The 12,951-nt window shown below is 62.4% G+C and carries 12 protein-coding genes; 6 read left to right on the top strand and 6 right to left on the bottom strand.

Annotated features, from left to right (window positions below; translation table 11 throughout):
- Positions 1-6: 6 nt before the first annotated feature.
- From benB to WH265_RS18200, 4 genes are all read right to left on the bottom strand, one after another.
- Entirely contained in the window at positions 7-519 is a 513-nt protein-coding gene (gene benB / locus WH265_RS18215) for a benzoate 1,2-dioxygenase small subunit (protein WP_339559190.1), read from the bottom strand.
- Positions 516-1,880 (bottom strand): Rieske 2Fe-2S domain-containing protein, encoded by a 1,365-nt coding sequence (locus tag WH265_RS18210; protein ID WP_021024689.1) that lies wholly within the window; start codon positions 1,878-1,880, stop codon positions 516-518. Before WH265_RS18210 ends, benB begins: the two co-directional genes overlap by 4 nt.
- Before the next feature lie 132 nt (positions 1,881-2,012).
- The gene (gene catA / locus WH265_RS18205; protein WP_339559189.1) at positions 2,013-2,948 is read right to left on the bottom strand and encodes a catechol 1,2-dioxygenase; all 936 of its coding nucleotides are present in this window, start codon (positions 2,946-2,948) and stop codon (positions 2,013-2,015) included.
- 58 nt (positions 2,949-3,006) lie between these two features.
- Positions 3,007-4,218 (bottom strand): muconate/chloromuconate family cycloisomerase, encoded by a 1,212-nt coding sequence (locus WH265_RS18200; RefSeq protein ID WP_339537502.1) that lies wholly within the window; start codon positions 4,216-4,218, stop codon positions 3,007-3,009.
- Between the two features lie 143 nt (positions 4,219-4,361).
- Between WH265_RS18200 and WH265_RS18195 the strand changes: the two genes are divergently transcribed.
- Positions 4,362-5,315: a LysR family transcriptional regulator gene (locus WH265_RS18195; RefSeq protein ID WP_021024686.1), complete on the top strand. Its 954-nt coding sequence runs from the start codon at positions 4,362-4,364 to the stop codon at positions 5,313-5,315.
- 465 nt (positions 5,316-5,780) lie between these two features.
- Complete coding sequence (locus tag WH265_RS18190) at positions 5,781-6,581, top strand: hypothetical protein (protein ID WP_339559188.1); 801 nt, start codon at positions 5,781-5,783, stop codon at positions 6,579-6,581.
- Positions 6,582-6,773: 192 nt separating this feature from the next.
- Here the strand turns inward: WH265_RS18190 and WH265_RS18185 are convergent, their stop codons facing one another.
- Positions 6,774-7,394, bottom strand: a complete 621-nt coding sequence (locus WH265_RS18185) for a LysE family translocator (RefSeq protein WP_339559187.1) — start codon at positions 7,392-7,394, stop codon at positions 6,774-6,776.
- 104 nt (positions 7,395-7,498) lie between these two features.
- On the opposite strand from WH265_RS18185, the gene WH265_RS18180 reads away from it, so the two are divergent.
- The 4 genes from WH265_RS18180 to WH265_RS18165 all read left to right on the top strand — a co-directional run bounded on the left by WH265_RS18180 (position 7,499) and on the right by WH265_RS18165 (position 12,429).
- Complete coding sequence (locus WH265_RS18180) at positions 7,499-7,954, top strand: Lrp/AsnC family transcriptional regulator (protein WP_021024683.1); 456 nt, start codon at positions 7,499-7,501, stop codon at positions 7,952-7,954.
- A gap of 118 nt (positions 7,955-8,072) precedes the next feature.
- Entirely contained in the window at positions 8,073-8,591 is a 519-nt protein-coding gene (locus tag WH265_RS18175) for a sigma-70 family RNA polymerase sigma factor (RefSeq protein ID WP_339559186.1), read from the top strand.
- Complete coding sequence (locus WH265_RS18170; RefSeq protein WP_339559185.1) at positions 8,584-9,582, top strand: FecR domain-containing protein; 999 nt, start codon at positions 8,584-8,586, stop codon at positions 9,580-9,582. Before WH265_RS18175 ends, WH265_RS18170 begins: the two co-directional genes overlap by 8 nt.
- 327 nt (positions 9,583-9,909) lie before the next feature.
- Positions 9,910-12,429 carry a TonB-dependent siderophore receptor gene (locus WH265_RS18165; protein ID WP_339559184.1) on the top strand — a complete coding sequence of 840 codons (2,520 nt, stop codon included), beginning with the start codon at positions 9,910-9,912 and terminating at the stop codon, positions 12,427-12,429.
- A 42-nt stretch (positions 12,430-12,471) separates the two neighbouring features.
- Here WH265_RS18165 and WH265_RS18160 read toward each other — a convergent pair whose 3' ends face one another.
- Positions 12,472-12,795, bottom strand: a complete 324-nt coding sequence (locus WH265_RS18160) for an excalibur calcium-binding domain-containing protein (RefSeq protein ID WP_339559183.1) — start codon at positions 12,793-12,795, stop codon at positions 12,472-12,474.
- Between the last annotated feature and the right edge of the window lie 156 nt (positions 12,796-12,951).

Raw genomic sequence — 12,951 nt, 5'->3', positions numbered from 1 at the left:
GGCGTGTCAGATGTGGTAGACATCGATGACCTGGCGGATGTAGTCGTTCTTGAGGACGATCTTCTTGCGGGCGATGAGGAAGCTGCCGGCCACTTTGCGCAGCGTCAGAAAGACCGTGCCAAAGAAGTGATCGGTCTGCTTGTAGCGGTGGCTCAGCGTGTGAAAGTTGTAGCGCAGCTCCACCGTATCGGCCTGCTCGGCCAGCACTTCCACATTGGTGATCATGTGGTTGGTGCGCGGCTCGGGCATGGAGGCGCTGGAGCGCTCGGTCTTGATGCGGAAGACCCGGTCTTCCAGCCCATTGCGGTTGGGGTAGTAGATCAGCGAGATCTGGCTGTGCGGGTCGTCGGTGAGCTGGTCATCGTCGTCCCAGGCAGGCATCCAGTACTCGGCATCGGGCGCGTAGAGCGCCAGCCAGGGCTCCCACTCGCGGTCGTCCAGGTAGCGCGCCTCGCGGTAGAGAAAGGCGCAGATGGCGTGGTGGTCGGCCGCGTTGCTGTGGCTGGCGGCGCTGCTCATGGCTGGGCTCCTGCGCGCTCTTGCTGCACGGCTTGGCGCATGGTCTTGGCCCAGTAATCGTGCTGGCAGACAAACAGGCCTTCGTCCTCGCTGCGCTCACCGCTGAGCAAGGGGCTCATGCCCATCTTCCTGGCGTTCTCGTCGGGGCCCTTGATCCACAGCGGCGCGCCCCGGCTCATGTCGTTCCAGCGCACGGCGCTGCCGGCGTAACCCGCCTGGCAGGCGCGGAACTCTTCCAGGTCATCGGCCGTGCCCATGCCCGAGACGTTGAAGAAATCCTCGTACTGGCGGATGCGGGTGGCGCGGTCCTGTGCGCTCTCGCCCTTGGGACCAAAGCAGAAGATGCTGATCTCGGTCTGGTTCACGTTCAAGGGGCGGGCCACGCGGATCTGGGTGCCGAACTGGTCCATCAGGAACACATTGGGGTAGAGGCAGAGGTTGCGCGTCTGGCGCACGATGAAATCGGCGCGCTCCTGGCCCACGCGCTGGGCGAGTTCCTCGCGCTGGTTCCAGATCGGGCGCACCTCGGGGTTCAAGGTGTTGGTCCACAGCAGAATGTGGCCGTTCTCAAAGCCATAGACGCCGGCGACCGACTTGCTCCAGTTGTTGGCGTCAGTCGCCTTGGTGCCTTCGGCATTGCGGCGGCTCATCGTGGCGGCATAGTTCCAGTGCACGGAGCTGACGTGGTAGCCGTCGCAGCCGTTTTCCATCTGCATCTTCCAGTTGCCGTCATAGATGTAGCTGGAGTTGCCGCGCAGCACTTCCAGGCCGTCGGGCGCCTGGTCCACGATCTGGTCGATGATGACGCGGGTCTCGCCCAGGTAGTCTTCGAGCGGCTGTACATCGGCGTTCAGGCTGCCAAACAGAAAGCCCCGGTAGTTCTGGAAGCGCGCCACCCGGGTCAGGTCGTGTGAGCCGTTCTTGTTGAAGGAGATCGGGTACTCGGTGGTCTTCTCGTCCTTGACCTTGAGCAGCTTGCCGGCGTTGCTGAAAGTCCAGCCATGGAAGGGGCAGGTGAAGCTGCCCTTGTTGCCATGCTTTTTGCGGCACAGCATCGCGCCCTTGTGCGCGCAGGCATTGATCACCGCATGCAGCTCACCCAGCTTGTCGCGGGTGATGATGATGGGCTGGCGGCCAATCGACGTGGTGTAGTAGTCGTTGTTGTCGGGGATCTGGCTCTCGTGCGCCAGGTAGACCCAGTTCGATTCGAACAGGTACTTCATCTCCAGCTCGAACAGCTCGGGGTTGGTGAAGATGTCGCGGCGGCAGCGGAAAATGCCCGCTTCCTTGTCGTCTTGCAGCGCTGTCTCCAGCAGGTGTTCGACGGCGCCGAACTGATCGGCAGAGGCAATCGTGGTCATGGTGAGGGCTCCTGGGGGTACAGCTCCGCCTCGCAACGCGGATCGCGGCGCGAATGGCTAGGGGAGGGAGGATGGGTCTGGGGCAGGGGCACTGCCTGCTAGGCAGCACCCCGGCCGCGTGGCGTCAGCCGGTCAGGCCGCCAGGCGTGGGCGGTCCACGATCTGGTTGTCGACACCGCCCACCAGCGCGCTGAGCTGGATGTCAAACACGATCTCGGCAAACGGGCCGCTCAGGCCGTGGGCGCGGATGCTGGCCTCGTCGCTGCGCTCGGTCAGCGGGGGCACCAGGCCTTCGCGGGTGGCGTAGGCAAAGTCGTCAAACACCAGCGGGTCACCGTCGATATTGATCTGCGTGGTGAGCTTGCGGTGGCCATCTGCTGTGACGAAGAAGTGGATGTGCGCGGGGCGGTTGCCGTGGCGGCCCAGCTGGTTGAGCAGGGCTTGGGTGGGGCCATCGGGCGGGCAGCCATATCCCATCGGCACAATGCTCTGGAATTTATAGCGGCCTTGGGCATCGGCCATGATGGTGCGGCGCATGTTGAACGGCTTTTGCTCGCCGGTGGGGTCAAAGTGCGAGTAAAAGCCCTTGGTGTTGGCATGCCAGACCTCGACCTGCGCGCCGGGCAGCGGTTGGCCATTGGCGCCGTAGACGGTGCCGTGCATGATGAGGGTGTGGCCGGCCGTGTCGCTGCCGTCATCGAGGCGGCCAGAGCCTTGCACCACGGGGGCGCCTGCCACGTAAAGCGGGCCTTCAATCGTGCGCGGTGTGCCGTTGGCGATGCCCAGCGCCGCGTCTTCGGCATCCATGCGCATGTCGAAGTAGCGGTCCAGCCCCAGGCCGGGCGAGAGTAGGCCGGCCTCGCCGCGCGCGCCCAGCTGGTTCAGGTAGGCAACGCCGGCCCAGTATTCGTCGGAGGTGATGTCCAGGTCTTCAATGGCCTTGAACAGGTCGGACAGGATGCGGTGGATGATCTGCTTGGTGCGCGGGTTGCCGCCGTCCTGGTTGAGGCCGCTGGCCAGACGCAGAAAATCCTGCACGTCGGGGGTGTTGAAGATTGGGGCGCTCATCGTAGTCTCCTTGTCGTAAATTCTTGGGGTCAATCTGTCTGTCTATCCGTCTGTGGTGTCAGTCTGTGGCGGACACCCCGACCGGCACGCTCACGCGGCTGCGGTCCCTGCGGAAGTGCCGCACGCGGTCTTCATCCAGCGCAATGCCCAGGCCCGGTGTGGTGGGCACCGTCAGGTGGAAATCCTTGTACTCCAGCGGCGTGGCCAGTATCTCTTCGGTCAGCAGCAGCGAGCCAAACAGCTCGGTGCCCCATTGCAGCTCGCGGAACGTGGAAAACACATGGGCCGAGGCGATGGTGCCCACGCCGCCTTCGAGCATGGTGCCGCCATACAGTTCGATCCCGGCCGCATCGGCAATGGCGGCGACCTGTTGCGCCGCCTGCAGCCCGCCCGATTGCTCGGTCTTGATCGCAAACACATCGGCGCCAGCCACGCGTGCCAGTGCCAACGCGGAGGCCGGGCCGGTCAGCGATTCATCGGCCATGATGGCAATCGGGTAGCGGCCTTTGAGCCGGGCCAGCACATCGGCGCTGGCCACCGGCTGCTCGGCCAGCTCGCAGCCGGCATCGACGAGGCCGGCCAGGCCATGGTGCGCTTCGAGCTCGCTCCAGGCCATGTTCACATCGACCCGCACCGAGGCCAGATCGCCCAGTGCCTTCTTGATGGCCGCTACATGGGCCACATCGTCGCGCACCGCCTTGCGGCCGATCTTGAGCTTGAAGATCTGGTGGCGGCGTGTCTCCAGCATGCGCTGCGCTTCTTCGATGTCGCGGCCGGTGTCGCCCGAGGCCAGCGTCCAGGCGACGGGCAGGCGGTCACGCAGGCGCCCGCCCAGCAGCTCGGACACCGGCAGGCCGGTGCGCTGGCCCAGCGCATCGAACAGCGCCGTCTCGACCGCGCACTTGGCAAAGCGGTTGTCGCGGATGGCCTGGTTCAGCCGGGCCATCAGTGCGGGCACGCGGTTGGCGTTGGCGCCCACCATCTGCGGCACAAAATAGGTATCGATGGCCAGCTTCATGCCCTCGGGCGATTCGGCGCCATAGGCCAGGCCGCCAATGGTCGTGCCCTCGCCCATGCCCACCGTGCCATCGGAGCAGCGCACGCGCACCAGCATCAGGGTCTGGCCGTTCATCGTGGCCATCGACAGCTTGTGGGGCCGAATGGTGGGTAGATCGACCAGCAAGGTCTCCACCTGTTCGACGACAACGGTGCCTGCTGCCGTATATGCCGCAGGTCGGGCGCTGTCTTGGGGTGGGTGTGTGTTTTGCATGGAGGCTATTGGACGACGCAGTGCGCCCCTTGATCCAACACCGAATTTGTCTTGTTTCATACCTTGAAGGTATGGTGTGGAGTTTGAATATTAAAAAACAATGACTTAAAATCGCTGCATTCCCATATCTATGGTTTTCCCTGATGGATCTGCGCCATATCCGGTATTTTGTGGCCGTGGCCACTACCCGCAACTTCACCCGCGCGGCTGAGCAAATGCATATTGCGCAGCCACCGTTCAGCCGCCAGATCCAGCAGCTGGAGGACGAGCTGGGCGTGCAGCTGATCCAGCGCAACAGCCGCCCGGTGCGCCTGACCGAGGCCGGGCGCCTCTTCTATGAGCAATCGCTGCAGGTGCTGCAGCGGGTGGACCAGATGAAAAGCGCGGCCCGGCAAGTGGGGCTGAACCAGCGGCAATCCATCTCGATTGCCTATGTGGCCTCCACCTTGTACGGCGGGCTGCCGATGCTGGTGCGCATGTTCCGCAAACGCTATCCGGACGTGGATGTGCACCTGGTGGACATGGGCTCGATCCAGCAGATCCAGGAGCTGCGCTCGGGCCGCATCGACCTGGGTTTTGGCCGCATCCGCACCAATGACACTTCGGTAGCCCGCACGGTGCTGCGCGAAGAAAAGCTGGTGCTGGCCATTGCCCCGGGCACCCCGCTGGCTGCCGACACCGGCCGCATCCGCCTGCCCGAGCTGGCCGGCCAGCGCCTCATCGTCTACCCCAAGGACCCACGCCCCAGCTTTGCCGACCATGTGTTGGGCCTGTTGCATGACCAGGGCATACAGCCCGCCGAGGTGCATGAGGTGCGTGAGCTGCAGGCCGGCCTGGGCCTGGTCGCCGCCGAGATGGGCGTCTGCATCGTGCCGGCAGCGGCACGCCTGCGCTCGGACCTGGTCTACCGCCTGATCGACGACGAGCGCGCCACCTCACCGATCATCCTGAGCCACCGCGTCAATGACGACTCCTGGTATATCGCTGCGATCAAGGAGCTGACGGCCGAGATGTATGCGCAGAACCCGCCGTGGTTGGATTTTGAGACGAATGCGTTTCCGGCGGGGGAGATGTATGGGGGTGCGGGGAAGAGGTGAGGGGGATTGCTGCACTTTGGAGTGTGAATTGCGGATTGAGTGCGCGCGTTGTCTGTTCTCAAGTTATTGCGATGATCGTAGAGAAGGGTCTTGATGAATTTGAGGGCGGTTAAAGACCCAAGGCGGGAGTTCATTTCACACAAAAGCTGTCGGTCAGACCCGTCCACGACTTGCACACTAAAGCACCGAGAATATGACTCCCTAGAGCTCTAAAAGTCAGTGTCTAGCAATTACCCTTAGGGTTACCCAGTCGTCGCTCAAGGAAACCTTTTCGTACTTTTGTACTGCCTGCGGCTTCATGTCTCGTCTTCAATGCAAACCTGCGGTTTGCTGGATTGTGGAAGCGGCTCTTGTTGCCGTTGTCACACTAAAAAGCTGCAAATGTCATTTGATGCACGTGGAGTTATGCCCGAACTCGCACGGGACACTTAAGATAGTTCCAGATAAATCAACGGGGCACACTTCATGTACCAAAGAACTTCACACCACATAGTCGTCTTTGCCTTGGCAACCATCCTCTCGGCTTGCGGAGGTGGTGGCGATGATGACATCGCTGAGCCTGTGGATTCGGCCGCCTGCTTCAACGCCGGTTTTTACCGCCTGGGGACCGAAATCGCTTTTATGCAATCACAAACCACACAAGCCGCTGAATCTTCCAGTGCATCGACTTATGTACACTCTCTCTTTCACCGGGTCGTAGGCGAAGAAAAACAAGACGGTGCCAACATTATTCTTGTGGACTCCAATGAAGATTCGTTTGGCCACTCTCGTTATGCCATTGAAAACGGTGTGCTGCTCTATTACGGTTTCGGCAATTTAGATAACCTAGTTTTTTCGAGCAAACAAAGCTTGGTGCCAGCACGCGCATCCGTGATGGCTATGCAGCCTGGCCAGGTCACCATGCAGAACTTTGTGCAGACGAATGAAGAATATTTAAAGGGTGTTTATACACGTGGAGTTTCCAACGTTGCCTACACAAGAACCTTTGTAGGCCTGGAAACGGTCACCACCTCGCTGGGTCAATTTTCGGCCTGCCGTTTTGATACCAAGACACAGGCCAAGGACGCAGACAGCGGCAGGCTCACCCTTGATACACAGGCCACTTCATGGGTGGCTGCTACAGGTCCTTACCGAGGACTCTCCCTCAAAGAGAACTCCATTATCACTACATACGGGTATGTCGGTACTAACGCAGCTGAAGCCACTCAATACACCAGCACTATTGCAAAAGAAACCACGCAAGTGAACCAATTCGATATCAAATAGCGGATTGGATGTTGGTGGCTTTGTTGCACTGCAGGGACTTCCCGTCAATGAAAAAAAGCACCTAAACGGGTGAATTTGAGGGAGTGGGGAGGCTGTTGTTAACTCCCGGTTTTAATGTTGAATGCCAGCTTTAGACCAGGCAGAGCCGCAAACCGAAGTGCCATTGCACCCCATCGGCAGCTACCGCCCCCATCAATGCATCGCCCGTTCAGCCAGCAGCAGCAACGCGATGCCAACCATCAGCGCCCCTGACACACGAGATACCACCAGTGCCGCGCCTGGGCGCGTGCCCAGCACGCGCTGCGCGGTCAAGCCCACGGCCAGATACACACTGCAGCAGCTCAGCGCATGCACGGCACCGAGCACCATGATCTGCAGCGCGACGGGCCATGCACTTTCGGCGTGTACAAACTGCGGCAGCAACGCCAGGAGCAAGAGAATCAACTTTGGGTTGAAGCCGCTGATACCTGCGCCCTTGCACGCCCATTTCCATCCGCCGCCCACCAGCTCGGACCTGGCACTGACGGCGGCCGCAGGGCTGCGCAACATGGCCACGCCCATCCAGAGCAGATAGGCGGAACCGGCCACCGTCAGAACCGTCAAGACCACGGGGTGGCGGGCAACCAGCGCGCCAACGCCTGCGGCTACGGCCGCAGTGGCCAACAAGGCGCCGCAGGCTAGACCGACGACCGCAGCGCAAGCCAGCCGGCGCCCCCGCAAGCCTGCAGAAATGACATAGGCCCAATCGGCCCCCGGGGTGATCACCAACGCAAACGACACTGCCCAGAAGGCGGCTACAGCGGTCAAAGGCACAGTACTTCTCTCTGCAAACAAAGGAGAGAAGGATAGGCAACATGTAGCAGAATGTGCTTCCCTTAAATTCCGATAACTGAGAGAAAACTGGAAGCTATTGAAGAATGAATGCACTGGATCGGAAAATTCTTGCAGCGCTGGAGCGTGACGGGCGCTTGAGCCTCACCGACCTGGCTGCGCAGGTGGGGCTGAGTTTGTCCTCCTGCCATCGGCGTGTGCGCACCTTGGAGGAGGCGGGTGCCATTCGTGGCTACCGTGCCGATCTGGCACCGGCAGCACTGGGTTTGGACTTTGCTGCCATCGTCTTCGTCACGCTCAACAGCAGCAAGGTCGTGCGCGACTTTGAAAAGGCGGTCGCCGAACTGGACAACGTGATCCAGGCCCAGCGGCTCTTTGGCGACCCAGACTATCTGCTGCAGATCGTCGTCAAAGACTTGCCCGCTTTTCAGAAGCTCTACGACGAGAAGCTGACCGCCTTGCCGGGGATGCAGCGCATGACCTCGACCTTGGTCATGAAGGATGTCGTGTTCAACCGCCCGCTGACCTCGGCGTTGGGCTGATCGGCGCAGACAGGAACCAACATCCCAAGCCTGGTCGCTACTTGTGTTTGGGAATTTCAAATAGAATACGAATCATTTGCAATACATGAGGGAGCACCTGCGCGGGGCTCCCCTTTTTATGTCCCAAGATGCCAGTGCGCACCCTGGCGTGCGACAGGAAGTCAGCGCGCTCTACCGCGACCACCACACGTGGCTGCGCACCTGGCTGCGCCGCAAACTCGGTGATGCGCACCATGCGGCCGACCTGGCGCATGATATTTTTCTGCGCCTGCTGTTGCGCGATGAGCCGGTGGCGGCGCAGGAGCCGCGCGCTTTTCTGACCACCGCTGCCAAGCATGCGCTGCTGAACCACTACCGCCGGCAGCGCCTGGAGCAGGCCTACCTGGAGGCATTGGCGCAGGCCCCCGCCGTGATGGCGATGTCGCCTGAGGAGCGGGCGCTCTTGCTGGAGGCGCTCGATGAGATCGACCGCATGTTGGACCAACTGCCAGCCCCCGTGCGCCAGGCGTTTTTGATGGCGCAGTTGGAGGGAATGCCCCAGCTGGAGATTGCCGCTGCGCTGGGCGTTTCGCTCTCGACCGTGAAGCGCTACATCGTGCAAGCGGGCATGCAGTGCTATTTCGCCGTCCATGGCTGAGGCGGCGATTCCCCGGGCGGTTGCCCAGCAGGCGGTGGAATGGATGGTGGAATTACAGTCGCCAGATGCCACCCCCGATCTGAAAGACCAATGGCAGCAATGGCGGGCGGCAGACCCGGTGCATGAACAGGCCTGGCAGCGCATCGAGGCCGTCAACGGCCGGCTGGGTGCGATGGCCGGGCCCGATACCCTGGACTTTGCCAAAGCCGCCTTGGCGCCGCAGGGCTCGGTACGGCGCAGGCATATGGTCAAGTCGCTGGTGGTGCTGGTTATTGCTGGTGGCGCGGCCTGGACGGGTTACCGGCAGACCAGCTGGCGCGAGGTGCTGGCGGGCCAGCGCACCGGCGTGGGCGAACGGCGCACGATCGATCTGGACGATGGCACGCGGGTGGTGATGAACGCATCCACCATGCTCGATATCCGCTTTGGCAGCAGCGAGCGCAGGCTGCGCCTGATTGCCGGCGAGATTCTGGTGCAGAGCGGCAAGGCGGGTGGTGGAAGGCCCTTGCTGGTGGAGACGCCGCACGGTCTGGCGACTGCGCTGGGCACCCGGTTTTCGGTGCGGTTGGATGCGGAGAGGCCGACCCGGGTGGGCGTTTACGACGGCGCGGTGCGTCTGGCGCCGGTGGACGGCCAGCGCAGCCTGGTGCTGCAGGCCGGCCAAAAGAGCAGCTTTGACCGCCAGCACATCGGCGAGCCCCGGCCGGCCCGCGAAGACAGCGATGCGGCTTGGGTCGATGGGGCGCTGGTCGCGCGGGATATGCGGCTGGATGATTTTGTGCAGGAGCTGGGGCGCTACAGCGTGCACCCGCTGTCCTGCGATGACGACGTGGCGGCCCTGCGCCTGTCGGGCTCCTACCCACTGGCAGATATTGCCAAGGTGCTGGACAACGTCGCCGGCCTGCTGTCCTTGCAGGTGCAGACCGTCAGCCGCCTGTGGGGCTGGCGCGCGGCATCGTACCGCTTGGTGCGGGCAGCACCCAAAAAATAATGGGGATGGGCTGAGCTGTTTGGCCGAGCAGCGTTTCAAGAAGAGGAGATCACAAGGTTGATCCGAGATTCCTCTTGACCGCCGTCGCCTTTGTGGCGAACAGAAAGTATTGCATCCATGGCCCATCACCGCACATCCGCGCGCCGCTTTGGCGGCCGCTCCACCGTTCTTGCCCCTAGGGACCCTCTGCAAAACTCCCTGCCGTGGTCTGAACGCGGACTCGGGCGATCCGCTGCGTTGTCTTCCTTGTCAATAGCTACGGCTATTGACTGCAAAAGACGCCTTGCGTCTCATCCCGATCCGCGCCCATCCCGCTTGGCGAGGGTTTTGCAGAGCATCCCTAGCGCATTGGCGCTGGCGCTGTCCGCTATCTTGCCGCCTGCCGCCCATGCCCAGGCCCAGGCCCCCGTAGCGGGGCAGAGCGCCCAGGCCTACGCCATCCCGGCCGGCCCGTTGGATATGGCTTTGACGCGCTTTGCCAAGGAAAGCGGCGTGCTGCTGTCCTTTACCCCCGATACCACCGAGGGCCTGCGCAGCCCCGGGCTGCAGGGCAGGCATACGGTGCCAGAGGGCCTGGCTGCCTTGGTCGCAGGCACGGGGCTGCAGGCGGTGCAGCAGGCCAGCGGCAGTTACCTGGTGGTCAAAAAGCCGGCCAGCACCACGCCCGCGCCGGCCGCACCGGCCGCTGCGGCTGCGGCTGCGGCGCTGGCGCCCGAGCGCTCGTTGGCCGAGATCCGCGTGACGGCGCGGCGCTCGGCCAATGGCACGACCGAAGGCACGGGCTCCTACACCAACCAGGTGACCAGCATTGCCTCCAAGACCGACCAGTCCTTCCGCGAGATTCCGCAGTCGGTGTCGGTGGTGACGCGGCAGCTGATGGATGACAAGCGGGTGGTGGATGTGGAGCAGGCCCTGACCTTGACGCCTGGCGTCATCGTGGCCGACAACTCCGGCCGCTACTTCTCGCGCGGTTTTCAGATCACCAGCATGCAGATCGATGGTGGTGCGCCGATGGCCTTGGGGGCCTACACCTACCAGCCCCAGCAGGACATGGGCTCCTACGACCGGGTCGAGGTGATGCGTGGAGCATCCGGCCTGCTGGGCGGGGTGGGCGACCCGGGCGGCATCATCAACCTGGTGCGCAAAAAGCCGTTGGCGCAGCGGCAGGTGGAGGTCTCGCAATCGCTGGGCAGCTGGGGCAACCAGCGTACCGAGGTCGATGCCACCGGCTCCCTGACGCAGGATGGCCGCATCCGGGGCCGCACGGTGCTGAGCTACCAAAAGGGCGACTCCTACTTTGACTACATCAGCCAGGAAAAGCCCTCGCTCTATGGCGTGCTGGAGGCTGATCTGACGGCCGACACCTTGCTGACCGTGGGCGGCTCCTACGGCAAGGTGCGGCAGAAGGGCGACTATGCCGGCCTGCCACGCTTTGCCGATGGCCGCAGCCTGGGCCTGCCGCGCAGCACGGCCTTCTCCAACCCCTGGGCCTACTTCCACTACCAGAACGAGGAAGTGTTTGCCCAGCTGGAGCACCGTTTTGACAACCACTGGAAGTTCAAGCTCAACGCCACCCATGCGCGCACCGAGCAGCAGCGGCGCTGGAGCACGCTGTCTGGCGCAGTCGATCCGCAAACCTTGGCCGGGCCGGTGTGGCGCGGCGGTGTGCTGGATTCCTCCAACACCCAGGACATGGTGGATCTGAACCTGAGCGGCCCCTTCTCGCTGCTGGGCCGAAGCCATGAGCTGCTGATCGGGGCCGATTGGCAGCGGGTGCGCAGCCACTGGCAGAACATGAGCTTTGCCGACAGCGGCACGGTGGGCGGCAATGTGTTCGACATGCAGCCCTGGAACCCGGCGTTTGACCAGTTCAACCTGAACCTCAGCGAGCGCTACGGCCCCTGGGGCCAGGAGCAGCTGGGCGCCTATGGCGTTGTGCGGCTGCACCCGAGCAACAAGCTGCATGTGATTGCTGGCGCCCGCCTGGCGCGTTATGAGTTCACGCAGACCATGTCCGACATCATCGACACCGCTGGCAACACCAGCCCCTGGTCCGCCAAATCGTTCAAGCAAAGCGCCAAGCTCACGCCCTATGGCGGTGTGATCTATGACCTGAACCCGCATTGGTCGGCCTATGTCAGCTACTCGTCGATCTTCAAGCCCCAGGCACTCAACCTGGCGGGCCCGCAGCCGGGCACGCCGCTGAACCCCATCAAGGGCAAGAGCTATGAGGCGGGGCTCAAAGGCGAGCTGATGGATGGGCGCATGAACGCGACCTTCAGCGTCTTCAACGTGGAGCGCACGGGCACTGCAGTGCTGGATGAGCGCTATGCGGAGAACTACAGCTTGTGGGGTGCCAGCTGCTGCTACCTGCCGCAGGGCAAGGTCACTAGCCGGGGATTTGATGTGGAAGTGGGTGGCGAGGTCTCCAGCGGCTGGCAGCTGGCGGCGGGTTACACCTTCAACCAGACGCGGGACAAGACCGAAGGCACGGTCTTCAGCAGCATCACGCCCAAGCATTTGTTCAAGCTGTCCACCGTCTATACCTTGCCGGGTGCTTTGTCGAACTGGCGCGTGGGCGGCAGTGGCCGTATCCAGAGCACGCAGTATGTGAGCGGCGCTGTCACCAACAGCAGCGGCGAGAGCCAGCCCTACAAGTTCACGCAGGGCGGCTATGCGACCTGGGACCTGATGCTGCAGTACCGCTTTGACCCGACCTGGACCTTGAGCCTGAACCTGAACAATGTCTTTGACAAGACCTACTACCAGACCGTCAGCTCGGTCTACAACGGCAATATGCAGGCGCTGCCACGCAATGCGATGCTGACCTTGAACGGCAAGTTCTAGGCCATCGGCGATGAAAAAGAGCCTGCAGCGCAGGCTCTTGGTTTATGGTCTTTTGTTGACGTTGCAGAGCTGCCGCTCGCAGGGGACGCCGTCGTTGTCGCCGTCCATCTTGGTGTCGGGGCAGTTCTTCAGAAAAAACTTGGCCTCTTTGCACGAGGTCATCTGCGAGCAGTGGGTGCGGCCATCGCATTTGAAAAGCTGGTTCGGCGCACTGGGCGTGCTTGCCTCGGGTGGCTCGGGCTCGGAGAGAACAGGCTCGGAATCCCGCAGCGATGCGGCCTGCTGCTGCTCATAGCGGCTGTACACCGTCCACGCGGCTAATGCGATCAGCAGATAGATGACAGGCCTGAACACGGTCTCCTCCATTTTTGGATGTTAATGAGTGTAACGACTCCATCCAAAGCCGAGTCAGGCCAGGGGCGGGGGAAAGCACTTAGCTGCTTGTCCCCGCAACACCATGCGGTTCCTCCCCGCTACCAGTTTGGGCTCTGAACAGGTGCCGCTCAACCATGCGGCACACAG

The organism is Comamonas sp. MYb396, from assembly GCF_037479555.1.
Taxonomy (GTDB): Bacteria; Pseudomonadota; Gammaproteobacteria; order Burkholderiales; family Burkholderiaceae_C; genus Comamonas.
Note: the sequence above shows the minus strand (reverse complement) of the source record. Positions and strands in the feature narration are given on the sequence as shown.